Here is a 16,371-nt window from a genome sequence, read left to right on the forward strand (position 1 = left end):
CGCCGGATGGCAAGGAGTCATGACCGCGCCTCCCGGATGGCGTAGCCGTCATCGCGCCGCACTTCGCGCCATGCCATGACGAGCACCGCCAGCCCATAGCAGGCTTCGCCGACCAGGATGCCGATGACCGCGCCAATGGGACCCAACTGCAGCATGCCGACATAGCTTATCGCCAATGCGATCAGCGCACAGACCAGGGTGGCCGCGCTCAGCGCGCGAAAGCGCTGGCGCAGCAGCGGCACCATCATGATCGGCTCGCGGATCACCATCAGCACGAACAGCCCGATCCACAGCACCAGCAGCAGGTCGCGCTGCGGAAAATCCTTGCGCATCAGGTCCAGGAAGATCCAGTCGCGCAGCAGCCAGATCACCGCCCCGTACAGCAGCGTGAACAGCGCCAGCGCCAGCGAGAACAGCATCAGGCGGCGCAGCGTACGGCGCGCGCCCATGCCGTGCATCCAGTCGGACGCCAGCGGCGTCAACTGCTTCTGCATGCCGGCCAGCAGCAGGTTGATCGGCATCAGCGTCAGGCGCGAGGCGGCCAGCGCCGCCACGGCCGCCAGGTCCAGCGTGGCCGCGGTCAGGAAGTTGTAGCCCTGGTTGAACAACCAATAGATGACGCCGCCCGAGGCAGCCCAGAACCCCATGCGGGCGATCTCGCGCAGGCGGCCGGGCGCCGCGTCGCGCTCGATATCGTTGGCCAGCACCCGGCGCAGCGCCCCGGCGCAGGCCAGCGCCGCCATCGTGCCTGCAAGCAGGGCGCCGGCCGCCGCCGCCGGCGTCCTGACCGCGAGCGCGCAGCCGGCCAGCAGCACCGCCACGTAGATCGCGTCCGCGCCCAGCACCTGTTGTGGACGGTGGTACATCAACAGGATGCCGCGCAGGTATTCGCGGTACAGCGCCGCCAGCACCAGGCCGATGGCCGCCACCACCACCAGCGTCGATCCGCCGTCGAACAGTCCCATCGCCCAGCCGGCCAGCGCCACGGCCAGCGCCAGCGCACCGCCCAGCGCCCCCAGCCATTTCTGGTCCCGCAGCAGGCTGCCCATCCACTGGCGCCGCGCCGCCTCGTCCAGGGCGGGCAGGCGGATCACCATCGGCGTGCCAATGAAGGTGCCCTGCAGCGTCGTCAGCAACATCATGGTGTTGAAGGCCAGGATGTAATAGCCGTACTGCGCCTCGGGCGCGTAGCGGATCAGGATCAGGCCGACGCCGAAGTTGGCGGCCGACAGCATGGCCTGGTCGGCAATCGAGCTGCCGAACAGGCGCGCCAGGCCCGAGGCCGAAAAGCGTGTCCGCGTCACTTGGAATCCCGATCGGTTCTGATCCAATGCTTGTTGCGGCGGTTGCGCAACAGCACGTACAGTTTCCACAGCACGAAAAACGGCACGCGCAGCAGGTCCAGCAGCGCTCGCGGCCCCAGCGGCGACAGTTGCCAGCCGCGCAACGCGTGCAGCGCCAGCACGCCCAGCAGGACCAGCGCCAGCAGCGGCCATGTGGCCAGCCCGGCGCCGGGCAGCAGCCACGCGGCCAGCCCGCCCAGCACCAGCAACGCGCCGATCTGCAGCGCGATGTAGCCCAGCGGCATGGTCAGCAGGTCAATCGCCAGCTCCAGGCAGATCCAGCTCGGCCGCATGAGGGCCTGGCGCAAGAGGCGGCCGACATAGGTCCGCATCACCGCCAGGCGGCCTCCCTCCCAGCGCTGGCGCTGCGTGCGCGAACCGCGCTCGGACGCCACCAGTTCCGCGTCGGCGCTGGCCTCGTCGACATAGACCACGCGGTGGCCGTGCAGGCCCAGCACCACGCCATACTCCAGATCTTCCGCCATCGAATGGATATTGAACGGCACCTCGCGCAGCAACGCGTGCGTCATGCACATGCCATTGCCGCGCAGGCCGTTGGAGGCGCGCAACCGTTCACGCGCGCGGCCCCGCACCGCATGAAAGGCGCCATAGGCGATGGTGATGATGCGCGTGCGCCACGACTCGTCCGGATTGAGCACCCCATAATGCACCTGCATCACCGCCGCCCCCTGCTCGATGCGCGCGGCGTAGGCGGCCAGCAGGTTGGGCGTGACCTCGGTGTCGGCGTCGATCACCGCGACCGCATGCGCGAAGCCGTCGGCCGCGCTGCGCGCGATGCCGTACTCCAGCGCGTAGCCCTTGCCGCGATGCTGGTCGTCATGGCGCTCGATCACCTCGGCGCCCGCGGCGCGCGCCAGCGCCGCCGTGTCGTCGGTGCAATTGTCGGCGATGACGATGACGCGGTAATGCTCGCGCGGCCAGTCGATGGCCGCCAGGCTGCGCACCGTGCGCTCGATCACCGCGGTCTCGTTGTGCGCCGGCACCAGGATGTCGAAGCGCATGTCGCGCCGTTGCGGCTGTGGCCGCGGCAGGCGCGCCGACAGCAGCGTCAGCAGGCCCAGATAGGCGGTGGCCGCCGTGACGGGCAAGGCGATGATGAACAGGATCAGGTGCAGGAAGCCGGCCATGTGCTCAAGCGTACTCTTGGTAATGCCCGCCCCACAGCACGGACAGTTTTCCATAGTTGGCACAGGCGCGGCCCAGCCAGTGCACCGCGTGATGCCGGCCCAGCGGCCACGATACCAGCGCCAGGATGCCCGCGACCGCCATCTGCGCCAGCGCCCGCGCATAGAACGCCACGCGGCGCATGATCGCGGGGCGACGGTCGCGCAGGCGGCCGGCCTCGAAGTGGATGGCGAAATCCTGGCCGCCGCGCAGGGCGCGCTTCAGGATCCAGCCGGTGCGCATCCGGCTCTCGGGCACGGGCTCCGTCACATACGCCTCGTCGCACCAGATCACGCGCGCGCCCTGGCCCATCAGGCGCATCAACAGGTCGCCATCCTCGCCACCGGTCAGGCCGTAGGCGGGATTGAAGACCTGCTCCTGGCGCCGCAGCCACGTGGCGGCAATGAAGCAATTGCCGGTACGCACCGCGTTGCGCGGCAAGACTTCGCCGGTACGAAAGCGTGGCCAGTCGTAGAAGCGGCCTCGCCGTATCCAGGCCGGCGCGGTTGGCGGAATCTCCGGCACGACTGGCGCCTGCACCACGTCGGCGCCATGATCGCGGGCCGCCGCGGCCAGCAGTGCCAGCCACTGGGCCGGCGCGCGCTCGTCATCGTCGATCATCGCCAGCCAGTCGCCGCGCGCCAACGAGACCGTCATATTGCGGGTCAACGAAATATTCTTCTCGGGCTGGATGGCGTAGTCCAGCGCGACGCCCTGGGCCGCGAAGGCCGCGCGCCGAGCCTCGACCACGGCGCGCGCGCTGCCCTCGGCATCGTTGTCCACCACCACGATCTGCGCGGGCCTCAAGGTCTGCGCCGCCATATCGCCCAGCAGCAGGTCCAGCATCACCGGACGGCGGTAGGTGGCGATGCACACACTGATGGGGCCGGTGCTCATGGCGTTTCCTCGAAAACCAGTTCATACCAGGGGCTGGCGCCGTCATCGCGGGTCTGCACCCGCACGCGCACGCCATCGGTGCCCGAGGTCGCATCGGCGGCAGGCAGCGCCGCCCGGCGCCGGCCTTCGCCATCCAGCGGATAGACCGACAACCGGCCGGTGCGCGGCGCCAGGCCCAGCATGGCCGGCGTACGGTGCAGCCAGGCTGGCGAGCGTGTGGCGTAGCTGCCGGACGGCCCCGGCGAACCGGCGTCCGGCTCCAGCGTCGACCAGGCGCCCTGGCCGCGATAGGGCACCCGCAGCTTGGGCCGGGCCGGCATCGACCCCGGCTGCGTGCCGGTGGTGTCGTTGCCCAGGCCCAGCAGCATATGCCGCGACCGCGCCAGCGGCTGGCCGTCCAGCGGCGTAAGCATGGCGCTGGCCGCGCCCGCCGCGTCGAACTGCATCCAGACGGACGAACCGCCGATGCGGCCGCTGCCCACCGTGCCGAACACGGCCCACAGGGCCGGCGCGTCGATCACGATGCGGCCCGCCGACGCGTCGTGGCTCAGCAAGGGCGTCGCGTTCGCCAGGCTCGGCAGCGCCGCATCGGGGGCCGCGGCCAGGTCCAGTCCCACGCGGCCCCGCAACGCCCATTGCGGCTTTACGCCCAGGCCATCGGCCAGCCCGGTGGTGATTGCATCGAAGCGCCGGTCGGCGCCGAGCTGCAGGCGCTGCCGTGGCCCCATCGGCAGGGTGATCGCGTCTGGCAGCGCGGCCAACAGCGGCTGACGGAACAACCGCGCGCTCTGGCCCGCCAGCGCCATGCGTCCCCAGTCGCCGCTCAGGGCGAAGCGCGACGGCGATTGCGGCAGCCGCTGGGCGTCGCTGTAATCGAAATAGAACAGGCCATCCCAGTCCTGAAGGGCGCCGACCGCGCTCATCAGCGGCAGGATCTCGGCGCCGCGGGGGTTGGGGAAGGGCTGGTTGAATTCGCTGACCACGAAGGGCCGCTTGGCATCGCGCCGCAGCGACAGGGCCAGCACGCGGTCGAACTCGTTGCCGCTGGCGCTCAGGTCCGGGATGCGCCAGTCATTATCGGCGCGGATGTCAGGATGCCCGACGTAGAAGTGCTCATCGATATAGTCCATGGCGACCTGGGAATCGAAATTCAGCAGGCCGCCATAGCCCATCTGCGTGCCGGTCACCGGCACCCGCGGATCGGCGCTCTCATGCACCACGCGGCGCAGGCGCTCGAAATAGGCCTGGTCGGTCGCCGCCAGGAACGACAGGAAATCGCGTTCCCGCAGATCCACCTTGGCATCGCTGCCGAACAGCGCGTTGACGCGCCGCGCGATCCCCGAACGCAACTGCGCCAGGCCACTCTCGTAGAGCGGCTGCTGCTGGCCCGGCACCGGGAATTCGACCGCGTTGTCGTTGCCGCCCGCGCAGCCGCCCCAGGCCGCGCAGGCCTGCGCCAGCGACCCATGGCGCAGCATAAGCCAGGCGCGCCACTGCCTGCGCAATTCAGGCGCATAGGCCGACGGAATCGCCGCGAGCCAATCCGGTCCCAGCCAGGCCGCCAGCAGCGACGACTCATTATTGAGCTCGACCATGGCGAGCGCCGGATTGTCTTTCAGGCCCAGCGCCTGGATCAGCCGTCGCGCATAGTCTTCCTGCATCGCGATCAGGCGCGGGTCGTACACATGGATCGGCGCTGTCAGCGGTGGCATCTCCGCGCCGCCATCCAGCGCCGGCAACCCATCCACCCGCGGGCGGAAGCGATAGCCCACGTGCAGGTTCAGGTTGACGTAGATGCCCTCGCGCGCCAGCGCCTCGATCAGTCCGCGCAGCCGCGCCACCGCCGTCGGGCTGAACGTCGGAAACGGCCCCGTCGTCAGGATGCTGATCGGTGCGTCCGGGTAGTCCGACGGCAGCGAATCCAGATGATGCAGGCGCACCGCGTTGAAACCCAGCTTGCGCAGTTGCCGCGCCAGCACGGCGGCCTCGACCGGATCGGGGAAGTTGGCGCCGAACGTCAGGTTCACGCCGAACAAGCGCACCCGCGCATCGTCGGCCGTTCCAGGCAGGCCGTCGGCGCCGACGCGATAGAAATGCCCGTCGCGCACGACAATGCGCGAGGCCGCGTCCAGCGGCCGATTCAGCGCCGACACATCCGGCGCGCCGGACAGCGCCGCCGGGTTCATCTCGAACCCGAACCAGCCGCCGGGCGCCGCCGCCGCGGCGCTCATCACCCACGCCAGCGCCAGGGCCGGGGCCAGCACGGCGCGCCAGCGCTTCATGCCTCGCGCTCCCGGCGGACGGCATAGGACCGCGCGGCGGCGGCGCGGACAGGCGGTGGCGCCGGCTTGGACGCCGCCGCCGCGCGCTGCCGCCAGCGTTCCATCGCCAGACGGCCGCTGATAGCCAGCGACGAATAGATGAACATGATGTTCTGGAAATTGGTGTCCCGCAGAATCTGGCTTTCCGAGAAATTACTGACCATGATCGTCACGCAGATGCCCAGGTGCATCGCCGCGTCCTCGCGGTCGATCTTGAACAGGCGCATGATGCTGACCACGTGCCACAGCAGGCACCCCAGGAACAGCCCCATGCCGACCTGGCCCAGGTCCAGCAGGATATCGATATAGCCGTTGTGCGCCTGTCCCGGCAGCCAGCCCAGCTTGTCGGCGATGAACTGCGCCGGACCGCCTTCGCCCACCCAGAAGGCGCTGTAGCCGATGCCCCAGACGGGATGCCGCTGGATGGCCAGGTCCACCAGCGCCCAGATCTCGCCGCGGCCCGTCAGGTCATTGCTCTTGTTGAACAGCGACGTGACCACCAGCACCAGATCGTCGATACGCGGCATGCGGCCCACCGCCACGTAGAACATCAGCAGGAAGTACAGCGCCACCAGCAGCGCGGCCAGCATCAGGATCTGCCCGGTATGGCGGCCGCCGAAAAACCGCTTGCGCGTCAGCAGGTAGACCCCGGCGCCCAACCCCGTCACCAGCATGGCCGTCGCGCTCTTGGCCATCACCAGCATGAACACGCTGAACAGCAGCCCCACCGCGCTCAGGCGCCGGATCGACGGCGTCATCAGCCATTCGCGCAACCACAGCAGCACGGCGAAGCCGGCAATCGAGCCCAGCATGTTCTTCTGCCACGTGATGCCGCGCCAGGCGTTGCCCAGCAGGGTGTCCACCCCCATGCTCGGGATGAACACCGCCACCAGGCACGACAGCACCAGCACGATCGTGTACGTGCCCAGGATGACGCGCAGGAACTGGCGCGGATTGCTGAAGGGCGGCGCCACGGTCAGCCCGATCAGCACCAGCCCCGCGAAAATGATGGTGCGCTTGATCGTGATGTCCGGATAGGGCGACCAGGTCGCGCTGACCAGGCAATAGAGCACCAGCAGCATCAGGAACAGATTGGACGCGCGCAGGTTCATGAGCGCCGGGCGGACGTGGTGCCAGAGCACGAACAACGCGCCCAGGAACAGCGACCCGTACTGCACCTGGCGCAGCATCGAACCCTGCTCGATGGTGTGATTGGCCTCCGGACCTACCGCGTTGACCGACAGCGTGTCGGGCACGATGGCGAACAGCAGGCTCAGCCCCACCAGCAGCCAGACGGCCCAGCGATCGCCTCGGCTCTGTCCGCCAACCGCCACGACCGCGGGCGCGCCCATGGCCGTTCCCCTCAACGCCGCAGCCGCGCCGGCAGCAGCGCGCGCAGCCGGTCCTTCCAGCCACGCGGCGCATCCGGCTCGTATTCGTTGTAGACCGTGCCCAGCACGCGCACGCCGGCCGTCTCCAGCACCTCCGCGGTCCGCGTCAGGGCGCTCAGCGACGTCACGTCCTTGCGCGCCACCAGCACACAGGCATCCACCTGGCGCGCGATGCTTTGCGCGTCCGAGGAATGGGTCGCCGCCGGCGTGTTCACGATGAAGATCTCATACTGGTCGGCATAAGCGGCCAGCAGCCGGTCCAGCGCCGGCTCGCGCAGCAGTTCGGCGGGGTTGGGCGGTTGGGGCCCGGCGTCCAGTACGCCCAACGTCGGAAAACCCGGCACGGCGCGGCTGTCGCCAGCCGGCGCGCGTCCCGCCAGGATCGAGGACAGGCCCGCGCCGCTGGCGGCGCCCAGAATGTCATCCTGGCCGCTGGCGCGCAGGTTGGCATTGACCAGCAGCGTGCGGCGGCCGGTCTGCGCGAACGCCAGCGCCAGGCTGGCCGACAGGTAGGCGCGGCCCTCGCTGTCATCCGGGCTCACCACCGCCACCGCGATGCGCGGCAGGTCTTCCAGGCGGATCGAGATTTCGGCGCGCACCTGGCGGATCGCCTCGGCCTCCCGGCTGAATGGCGCCGCCGCGATCGCGAGCTGGATGTCGCCATGCTGGGCCGAGGCGTAGTCATAGCGGTATTGCTCGGCCAGCACCGACTGCACGCGCGCTTCCGACACGAAGCCGAGCTTCACGGCGGCCTGGCCAAAGCGCAGGCGCTCGGCCTGCTGCAGTTGGACCACGTGCTGCACCTGGTCCTCGGTCAGCAGGCCCAGGCGCACGAAGCGCTCGCCCATCTTCTCGCCCGGCACGGTATCGGGCGCCTGGTTCGAAGCGGGTTCGCCAGCCTGTTGCTGGTTGAGGCGGTCAAACAGAGGGCGCAGCGTGGAATCGCTCATGACGTCACCGTCGCGGGAGTCGGGTTGCGGCCGATGCGGCCCAGAACGGGCTGCCGCGTATTGCGCTCCAGGTCTTCGGCGCAGCGGATGCGGCGGCGGCTCAGCTCCAGCAGCATCGCCAGCGCCAGGCCCGCCAGCAGGCCCACCACCAGGCCCAGCGCCAGGCTGCTGCGCACCTTCGGGCGCGATGGCGAAGTCGGCACATCGGCCGCGCGCAGCACCGCCAGGTTGGGTAGGGAAATATTGCTGGCCATCAGGATACTGTCGTACTTCTGCAGCGCGGTCTGGTAAACCTGCTCGACGCCGGCGAACTGGCGCCGGTAGGCCGCGATGCGATCGCGCTTGGCCATCTGGTCCAGGACCTTGGCGCGCTGCGCATCGATATCGCGCTGCAGCGCCGCCTTCTGCGTCTGCAGGCGTTCCAGCTCGCCGCGCTGCGCCTCGATGGCGGCCTTGGACTGGCGCGAGATATCAGCCAGCATCTGCGAGCGTTGCGCCAGCAGCCCCGCCACGGTCGGGTGCCTCGGCCCCAGCGAGCCGCGCAATTGGCCGAGCTGGTGATCCACCACCGTCAGGCCGTTGCGCAGATCGTTGATGGGCGCAATCTGCCCCACCTCGGGCAGATCCTCAGGACGGATGCCGCTCTTGAGCAGGCGTTCTGTGGTTTCGTTGCGCGCCTTTGCCGCCTCCAGTTGCGCGTCCAGCGTCAGCATTGACGTCGTCATGTCGTTGAGCGTGCGCACGTCGATATCGCCGCCGGTCTGTTCCGTGTCGACGATGCCGGTTTCCTGCTGGTAGCGCGTCAGCTTGTCCTGGATGGCGTCGACTTCGCCGCGCAACTGCTCGAGCTGCGCCGTGTACTGTTCGCTGCGCGCGCGGGCAGCCGCCGACGAGATGTTCTGGCTGACCGCCAGGTAGGAATTGACCACCGCGTTGGTGAATTCGCGCGCCTTCTGCGGCGTATTGGCGGAGAACGACACCGTCAGCACCCGGCTGTTCTGCTGCTTGACCACCTCCAGGTTGCGGCGGATGTAGTCCACAAGGTCGTTGTGCGCCTTGGTGCCCTGCGCCGCGTCCGGTCCCGACAGCAGCTCCAGGGTCGAGATCACGTGGTCCGCGACCGCCTGGCTGCGGATCATGTCGATCTGCGTCTGCATATAGCTTTCGTCGAGCAGCGCCGAAAACGAGCGTCCGTTGATTGGGTCGTTTTCGCGGTAGTCGATGAAGACGTCCGACGATGCCGTCCACACGCGCGGCAGCACCAGCAGCAGCAGGCAGGTCAACGCCAGCGTGGCCAGGGTCACCCGGGCGATCAACCTCGCGCGGGCGGCCAGCATTGCCCACACCTGATTCAACGAGAGCAGACTGTATTCGGGAGTCACGGCGGGATCTGGAGTCAGCGTGGCGTAATGACTGATTCTACCGGAGAGTCCGATCTGGGGGCCAGATGGGAAAAATACCGGAAATAAAACGCCCGATGACGGTATTTATGGCAAAAAAAAGGCAAGGGCCTGGACCCTTGCCTTTCTAGCCTGGAACGGCGGACCGCTCCAACAGCTTTCACTTAGATGATACGTGCGGCTTCAACCAGACGCACCACGCGCCACGACTTCGAGCGCGAGATGGGACGGCCTTCAGCGATTTCAACCGTATCGCCTTCGTTGTACTGGTTCGACTCATCGTGCGCCTTGTACTTCGCGGAACGCATGATGATCTTGCCGAAGATGGGGTGCTTGACGCGGCGTTCGACCAGAACGACGACAGTCTTGTCCATCTTGTTGCTGACGACCTTGCCGACCAGCGTACGCTGGCGCTTGGCCACTTGGGTGTTTTGGGTTTCGCTCATCTTTATTTCCCTGCCTTCTCGGTCAGCAAGGTACGCACGCGCGCGATGTCGCGGCGCACGTTACGCAGCTGGCTGGTGTTGGCAAGCTGCTGCGTGGCCTTCTGCATACGCAGACCGAATTGCGCCTTCAGCAGGCTTTCGAGCTCTTTGCCGAGCTCGGCGGCGTCTTTCGAACGGAGTTCGCTGGCTTTCATGTCTTAGTACTCCTTAAGCACCGATATGACGCGCGACGAACGTGGTCGAAATCGGCAGCTTGGCAGCGGCCAGGCGGAAAGCTTCACGCGCGAGCTCTTCGCTAACCCCTTCCATTTCGTAGAGCACCTTGCCGGGCTGAATCTCGGCGACCCAGTACTCCGGGTTGCCCTTACCGTTACCCATACGGACTTCGGCAGGCTTTTGCGAGATGGGCTTGTCCGGGAAAATGCGAATCCAGATGCGGCCGCCGCGCTTGATGTGACGGTTGATGGCACGACGAGCGGCTTCGATCTGGCGAGCGGTCAGACGGCCACGGCCGGTGGCCTTCAGACCGAATTCGCCGAACGACACGTGGGTGCCACGGGTCGCCAGACCGGTGTTGCGGCCCTTCTGCTCTTTGCGATACTTTCTGCGAGAGGGTTGCAGCATGGTTATTCTCCTTCAGGCGCCGGAGCAGCGTCCGCCTTGCGGGGACCACGGCCACGACCACCCGGACGACCGGTGCGAGCACCGTCCGGACGATCACCACGCGGAGCGCGGCGCGGACGACGTTCTTCTTCACGCGGGGCGGCGGTTTCCGGCGGCAGTTCGCCGTTGGCCAGCATGTCGCCCTTGTAGACCCAGACCTTGATGCCGATCACGCCGTACGTGGTGTGGGCTTCGGAGGTGCCGTAGTCGATGTTGGCCTTGAGGGTGTGCAGCGGCACACGGCCTTCGCGATACCACTCGGTGCGAGCAATTTCGATACCGTTCAGACGGCCCGAGCTCATGATCTTGATGCCTTGGGCACCCAGACGCATGGCGTTCTGCATCGCGCGCTTCATGGCGCGGCGGAACATGATGCGCTTCTCGAGCTGTTGCGAGATCGAGTCGGCGATCAGTTGAGCATCGGTTTCCGGCTTGCGGATTTCTTCGATGTTGACGTGCACGGGCACGCCCATCAGGCGCTGCAGATCAGCCTTCAGGCTTTCGATGTCTTCGCCGCGCTTGCCGATCACCACGCCCGGACGAGCCGAGTAGACGGTGATGCGGGCATTCTTGGCGGGACGCTCGATGATCACGCGACCGACGGAGGCGCTCTTGAGCTTCTTCTTCAGGTACTCGCGGACGCGGATGTCTTCGGCCAGCATGCTGCCGAAGGCCTTGTCGTCGGCGAACCAACGCGAGGACCAATTACGGGTGACCGCGAGACGGAACCCAGTGGGGTGAATTTTCTGACCCATCGTGACTCCTTAAGCTCCGACCTTGACCGTGATGTGGCAGGTCTGCTTCTCGATACGGTTGCCGCGGCCCTTGGCGCGAGCGGAGAAGCGCTTCATCGACTGAGCCTTGTCCACGAAGATCGTGGTGACTTTCAGTTCGTCGATATCGGCGCCGTCGTTGTGCTCGGCGTTGGCGATGGCGGACTCGACAGCCTTCTTCAGGATGGCGGCGGCCTTCTTCGGCGAGAAGGTGAGGATCTCGAGCGCACGGCCGACCTTCTGGCCGCGGATCAGATCCGCAACCAGACGCGTCTTTTGAGCGGAGATGTGAACCCCACGGATAATGGCAGTAGTTTCCATCGCTTACCTCTTCGCCTTCTTGTCCGCGGCGTGACCCTTGAACGTACGGGTCAGCGCGAACTCGCCCAGCTTGTGACCGACCATGTTCTCGTTGATGTAAACGGGAACATGCTGCTTGCCGTTGTGCACAGCGATCGTCAGACCGATGAACTCGGGCAGGATCGTCGAGCGACGCGACCAGGTCTTGATCGGCTTCTTGTCTTTGCCCGCGACGGCCGTGTCCACCTTTTTGATCAGGTGAGCATCGACAAACGGGCCTTTCTTGATCGAACGTGACATAGTGTTCGCCTCTTACTTGCGCTTGCGCCGTTGGACGATCATATTGTTCGTCCGCTTGTTGCGACGGGTCTTGTAACCCTTCGCCGGGGTGCCCCACGGGCTGACCGGTTCGCGTGCTTCACCGGTACGGCCTTCACCGCCACCGTGCGGGTGGTCGACCGGGTTCATGGCCACGCCACGAACCGTCGGGCGGACACCGCGCCAACGCATTGCACCGGCCTTGCCGATTTGGCGCAGGCTGTGTTCTTCGTTACCGACTTCACCGATGGTGGCACGGCATTCGATGTGCACACGGCGGACTTCACCCGAGCGCAGACGCACTTGAGCGTAGGTGCCTTCGCGAGCCAGCAGGACGGCGGAAGCGCCGGCCGAACGGACCATCTGGGCACCCTTGCCGGGCAGCATTTCGACGCAGTGAATCGTCGTACCCACCGGGATGTTGCGGATCGGCAGCGTGTTGCCGGCGCGGATCGGGGCTTCGATGCCCGAGATCAGCGTGGCGCCCACTTCCAGGCCGCGCGGAGCGATGATGTAGCGACGCTCGCCGTCGGCGTAGCACAGCAGAGCGATGTGCGCCGTACGGTTCGGGTCGTATTCCAGACGCTCGACCTTCGCGGGGATGCCATCCTTGTCGCGACGGAAGTCGACGACACGGTAATGTTGCTTGTGACCGCCGCCACGGTGGCGGATCGTGATGTGACCGTTGTTGTTACGGCCCGAACCACGGGTCTTCTTTTCCAGCAGCGGCGCGTAGGGCTCACCCTTGTGCAGGTTCGGGCTGACAACCTTCACCATGCCACGGCGGCCAGCCGAAGTCGGCTTAACTTTTACGAGGGCCATTTACTTCACCTCCGCAAAGTCGATTTCCTGGCCGTCCTTGAGCGAGACGTAGGCCTTGCGCTCATTGCGGCGGCGGCCAACGAATCGGCCAAAGCGCTTGACTTTGCCCTTACGGTTGAGGACCTGCACGGACTCGACCTGCACCTTGAAGAGCAGTTCGACGGCAGCCTTGATTTCCGGCTTGGTAGCGTCAGCCACGACACGGAAAGCGACTTGCTGATTCTTCTCAGCGACGAACGTGGCCTTTTCGGTCACGATCGGAGCCAGAATGACTTGCATCAAGCGTTCAGCGTTCATCCCAGCATCTCCTCGAGTTGAGCGATGGCCGGCTTGGTGATCAGCACTTTCTTGTAGTGGACCAGCGACAACGGATCGGCATAACGGGGCTCGACAACGGCAACGTGCGGCAGGTTGCGGGTGGCGAGGTAAACATTTTCATCAACGTTGTCGGTGATGATCAGGACCGAATCCAGGCCCAGGCTCTTCAGCTTTGCAGCGGCGGCCTTGGTCTTGGGCGATTCCAGATCGAACGATTCGACGACGGCGATGCGGTCTTCGCGAGCCAGTTGCGACAGGATCGAGCGGATCCCGGCGCGGTACATCTTCTTGTTGACCTTCTGGCTGAAGTTCTCTTCCGGCGAGTTCGGGAAAATCCGACCACCGCCACGCCACAGCGGCGACGAGGTCATACCGGCGCGAGCGCGGCCGGTACCCTTCTGGCGCCAGGGCTTCTTGGTCGAGTGCTTGACTTCCGAGCGATCCTTCTGAGCGCGGTTGCCGGCACGGGCGTTGGCTTGGAAAGCCACCACGATCTGATGAATCAGCGCTTCGTTGAAGTCACGGCCGAAGATCGTGTCGGGCGCGCTGAAAGTCGCGGCCTGACCTTGGTCGTTCAGGAGCTTGAGATCCATTTACTTACGCTCCCTTCTTGGCCGGGGCCTTGATGGCCGGACGCACGACGATATCGGCGCCAGCGTGGCCGGGGACAGCGCCCTTGACCAGCAGCAGGCCGCGCTCCACGTCAACGCGAACGACGTCGAGGTTTTGAACGGTGCGGGTGACATCACCCAGGTGACCCGCCATGCGCTTACCCGGGAAAATACGGCCCGGATCTTGAGCTTGGCCGATCGAGCCGGGAACGCGGTGCGAACGGGAGTTACCGTGCGAGGCGCGTTGCGAGCCGAAGTTGTGGCGCTTGATGGTACCGGCAAAGCCCTTACCAATGGTGGTGCCCGTGACGTCGACCTGTTGGCCGGCTTCGAACACCGATTCCACGGCGATCACGGAACCCGCCGCAAATTCAGCGGCGCGGGCGGGATCAAGGCGGAATTCTTTGAGGATGCTACCGGCTTCAACGCCGGCCTTGGCGTAGTGGCCCGTTTGTGCTTGCGGCACGCGCGAGGCGCGACGAGCGCCATAAGCCACCTGGATCGCGGCGTAGCCGTCGGTTTCCAGCGACTTAACTTGGGTCACGCGGTTGTTCGACACGTCCAGCACGGTCACCGGGATGGATTCACCTTCCTCGGTAAAAATGCGGGTCATGCCGACCTTGCGACCCACCAGCCCCAGCCGGTGAGCGGCGGGCGTGGGTGTCGAATTCGACATCGTTTTCTCCATTCCCGACTGCGATTGGTCGGGGCTAATCAGGCAAAAGGTAACGGCCTTTGCCCTACGACTATGTTCAACCTGGCTTGGGGTTGCCGGCCCGGAAAATCCCGGACTTGCGCGCGCCTCACCATAGTTAGACCTGCCACAAAATGGCAAGCTTGGCATATTAGCACGTTTTTTTCAGGCAGCACAAGCACTTAGCGTGAAAAGGCGCCTGCCCTGCCCCCGGCGCGCCAGGCTGTGGCGCAAAAACAAATGGCCGCAGTCCCGAAGGATTGCGGCCATTCTGCACAAGTCCACTGGCGAAGGTAGCGGACTCGCGATACGCCTTACTGCAGCGCGATTTCGACGTCGACGCCAGCCGGCAGGTCCAGACGCATCAGGGCGTCAACGGTCTTGTCGGTGGGATCAACGATGTCCATCAGGCGCTGATGGGTACGGATTTCGAACTGGTCGCGCGACGTCTTGTTGACGTGCGGCGAACGCAGCACGTCGTAACGGCGAATACGCGTGGGCAGCGGCACCGGGCCGCGGACAACGGCGCCCGTGCGCTTGGCGGTGTCGACGATTTCAGCGGCCGATTGATCGATCAGCTTGTAATCGAAAGCCTTCAAGCGGATACGGATCTTTTGGTTTTTCATGGCGTTTCCTAAAGAACGAGAGGCGAGGGCTTTGATTCGCCCCCGCTGGTTGTGTGCTGCTTACGTGATCCGGATTACTTCAGGATCTTGGCGACGACGCCGGCGCCGACGGTACGACCGCCTTCACGGATGGCGAAACGCAGGCCTTCTTCCATGGCGATCGGGGCCAGCAGCTTGACGGTCATCGTCACGTTGTCGCCCGGCAGGACCATTTCCTTGTCGGCCGGCAGGTCGATCGTGCCGGTCACGTCCGTCGTGCGGAAGTAGAACTGGGGACGATAGCCGTTGAAGAACGGGGTGTGGCGGCCGCCTTCTTCCTTGGACAGGATGTACACCTCGGAGGTGAAGTCCGTGTGCGGGGTGATCGAGCCCGGCTTGGCCAGAACCTGGCCGCGCTGGACGTCTTCACGCTTGGTGCCGCGCAGCAGGATGCCCACGTTGTCGCCGGCTTGACCTTGGTCCAGCAGCTTGCGGAACATTTCCACGCCGGTGCAGGTCGTCTTGACCGTCGGGGTGATACCGACGATTTCGATTTCTTCGCCGACCTTGATCACGCCGCGCTCGATACGGCCGGTCACCACGGTGCCGCGACCCGAGATCGAGAACACGTCTTCGACCGGCATCAGGAACGCGCCGTCAACGGCACGCTCGGGCGTCGGGATGTACGTGTCCAGGGCTTGGGCCAGCGACAGGATCGCTTGCTCGCCCAGTTCGCCCTTGTCGCCTTCCAGCGCCAGCTTGGCCGAACCCTTCACGATCGGGGTGTCGTCGCCCGGGAAGTCGTACTTGCTCAGCAGTTCGCGAACTTCCATTTCCACCAGCTCGAGCAGCTCGGCGTCGTCAACCATGTCAGCCTTGTTCAGGAAGACGATGATGTACGGCACGCCAACCTGGCGGCTCAGCAGGATGTGTTCACGCGTTTGCGGCATCGGGCCGTCAGCGGCCGACACGACCAGGATCGCGCCGTCCATCTGCGCGGCGCCCGTGATCATGTTCTTGACGTAGTCAGCGTGGCCCGGGCAGTCAACGTGCGCGTAGTGACGCGTTTCCGTTTCGTACTCGACGTGCGCCGTGTTGATCGTGATGCCGCGAGCCTTTTCTTCAGGTGCCGCGTCGATCTGGTCGTAGCCCTTGGCTTCGCCACCGAACTTGGTCGACAGAACGGTCGTGATGGCCGCCGTCAGGGTGGTCTTGCCGTGGTCGACGTGACCGATGGTGCCGACGTTCACGTGCGGCTTGGTGCGTTCAAACTTGCCTTTTGCCATGATCTCTATCCTTTGACTTTCAAGGAAATTTCGATATTTGCCGCGCCG

19 protein-coding genes are annotated in these 16,371 nt (G+C 65.8%); all 19 read right to left on the reverse strand.

Features of this window, described 5'->3' with window-relative positions; translation table 11 throughout:
* Nucleotides 1–17: 17 nt before the first annotated feature.
* Nucleotides 18–1,304: a lipopolysaccharide biosynthesis protein gene (locus ACUDCK_RS28555; protein ID WP_054500216.1), complete on the reverse strand. Its 1,287-nt coding sequence runs from the start codon at nucleotides 1,302–1,304 to the stop codon at nucleotides 18–20.
* On the reverse strand, nucleotides 1,301–2,491 hold the full coding sequence (locus tag ACUDCK_RS28560) for a glycosyltransferase family 2 protein (RefSeq protein ID WP_175167895.1): 1,191 nt from the start codon (nucleotides 2,489–2,491) through the stop codon (nucleotides 1,301–1,303). Before ACUDCK_RS28560 ends, ACUDCK_RS28555 begins: the two co-directional genes overlap by 4 nt.
* A gap of 4 nt (nucleotides 2,492–2,495) precedes the next feature.
* A complete protein-coding gene (locus ACUDCK_RS28565; RefSeq protein ID WP_054500214.1) occupies nucleotides 2,496–3,425 on the reverse strand; it encodes a glycosyltransferase family 2 protein in 930 nt (309 codons plus the stop codon).
* A complete protein-coding gene (locus ACUDCK_RS28570) occupies nucleotides 3,422–5,707 on the reverse strand; it encodes a capsular biosynthesis protein (RefSeq protein ID WP_175167894.1) in 2,286 nt (761 codons plus the stop codon). The genes ACUDCK_RS28565 and ACUDCK_RS28570 overlap by 4 nt, the downstream gene beginning before the upstream one ends.
* Nucleotides 5,704–7,098 carry an O-antigen ligase family protein gene (locus ACUDCK_RS28575; RefSeq protein ID WP_054500212.1) on the reverse strand — a complete coding sequence of 465 codons (1,395 nt, stop codon included), beginning with the start codon at nucleotides 7,096–7,098 and terminating at the stop codon, nucleotides 5,704–5,706. The genes ACUDCK_RS28570 and ACUDCK_RS28575 overlap by 4 nt, the downstream gene beginning before the upstream one ends.
* 11 nt (nucleotides 7,099–7,109) lie before the next feature.
* Complete coding sequence (locus ACUDCK_RS28580) at nucleotides 7,110–8,087, reverse strand: CpsD/CapB family tyrosine-protein kinase (RefSeq protein WP_064527432.1); 978 nt, start codon at nucleotides 8,085–8,087, stop codon at nucleotides 7,110–7,112.
* Entirely contained in the window at nucleotides 8,084–9,424 is a 1,341-nt protein-coding gene (locus tag ACUDCK_RS28585; RefSeq protein WP_054500210.1) for a GumC family protein, read from the reverse strand. Before ACUDCK_RS28585 ends, ACUDCK_RS28580 begins: the two co-directional genes overlap by 4 nt.
* 227 nt (nucleotides 9,425–9,651) lie before the next feature.
* Nucleotides 9,652–9,933: a 30S ribosomal protein S17 gene (rpsQ, locus tag ACUDCK_RS28590; RefSeq protein ID WP_006216549.1), complete on the reverse strand. Its 282-nt coding sequence runs from the start codon at nucleotides 9,931–9,933 to the stop codon at nucleotides 9,652–9,654.
* A 2-nt stretch (nucleotides 9,934–9,935) separates the two neighbouring features.
* Complete coding sequence (gene rpmC / locus ACUDCK_RS28595; protein WP_003806912.1) at nucleotides 9,936–10,127, reverse strand: 50S ribosomal protein L29; 192 nt, start codon at nucleotides 10,125–10,127, stop codon at nucleotides 9,936–9,938.
* 13 nt (nucleotides 10,128–10,140) lie between these two features.
* The gene (gene rplP / locus ACUDCK_RS28600; protein WP_006389610.1) at nucleotides 10,141–10,557 is read right to left on the reverse strand and encodes a 50S ribosomal protein L16; all 417 of its coding nucleotides are present in this window, start codon (nucleotides 10,555–10,557) and stop codon (nucleotides 10,141–10,143) included.
* Between the two features lie 2 nt (nucleotides 10,558–10,559).
* Entirely contained in the window at nucleotides 10,560–11,351 is a 792-nt protein-coding gene (gene rpsC, locus ACUDCK_RS28605; protein ID WP_006389609.1) for a 30S ribosomal protein S3, read from the reverse strand.
* A gap of 9 nt (nucleotides 11,352–11,360) precedes the next feature.
* Complete coding sequence (gene rplV, locus ACUDCK_RS28610) at nucleotides 11,361–11,690, reverse strand: 50S ribosomal protein L22 (protein WP_006389608.1); 330 nt, start codon at nucleotides 11,688–11,690, stop codon at nucleotides 11,361–11,363.
* A gap of 3 nt (nucleotides 11,691–11,693) precedes the next feature.
* Nucleotides 11,694–11,969, reverse strand: a complete 276-nt coding sequence (gene rpsS, locus ACUDCK_RS28615) for a 30S ribosomal protein S19 (protein ID WP_006216555.1) — start codon at nucleotides 11,967–11,969, stop codon at nucleotides 11,694–11,696.
* A gap of 12 nt (nucleotides 11,970–11,981) precedes the next feature.
* Nucleotides 11,982–12,809: a 50S ribosomal protein L2 gene (gene rplB, locus ACUDCK_RS28620; RefSeq protein ID WP_006389607.1), complete on the reverse strand. Its 828-nt coding sequence runs from the start codon at nucleotides 12,807–12,809 to the stop codon at nucleotides 11,982–11,984.
* Complete coding sequence (gene rplW / locus ACUDCK_RS28625; RefSeq protein ID WP_006216557.1) at nucleotides 12,810–13,106, reverse strand: 50S ribosomal protein L23; 297 nt, start codon at nucleotides 13,104–13,106, stop codon at nucleotides 12,810–12,812. It abuts the gene before it with no gap.
* Nucleotides 13,103–13,720: a 50S ribosomal protein L4 gene (rplD, locus tag ACUDCK_RS28630; RefSeq protein WP_006389605.1), complete on the reverse strand. Its 618-nt coding sequence runs from the start codon at nucleotides 13,718–13,720 to the stop codon at nucleotides 13,103–13,105. Before rplD ends, rplW begins: the two co-directional genes overlap by 4 nt.
* A 4-nt stretch (nucleotides 13,721–13,724) precedes the next feature.
* Nucleotides 13,725–14,414 carry a 50S ribosomal protein L3 gene (rplC, locus tag ACUDCK_RS28635; RefSeq protein ID WP_006392074.1) on the reverse strand — a complete coding sequence of 230 codons (690 nt, stop codon included), beginning with the start codon at nucleotides 14,412–14,414 and terminating at the stop codon, nucleotides 13,725–13,727.
* A 332-nt stretch (nucleotides 14,415–14,746) separates the two neighbouring features.
* Nucleotides 14,747–15,058 (reverse strand): 30S ribosomal protein S10, encoded by a 312-nt coding sequence (rpsJ, locus tag ACUDCK_RS28640; protein WP_003806903.1) that lies wholly within the window; start codon nucleotides 15,056–15,058, stop codon nucleotides 14,747–14,749.
* Between the two features lie 74 nt (nucleotides 15,059–15,132).
* The gene (gene tuf / locus ACUDCK_RS28645) at nucleotides 15,133–16,323 is read right to left on the reverse strand and encodes an elongation factor Tu (RefSeq protein ID WP_020925806.1); all 1,191 of its coding nucleotides are present in this window, start codon (nucleotides 16,321–16,323) and stop codon (nucleotides 15,133–15,135) included.
* Nucleotides 16,324–16,371: the final 48 nt, after the last annotated feature.

The sequence above is a fragment of the Achromobacter sp. CF-sbj1-Ac2-l genome (assembly GCF_052698165.1).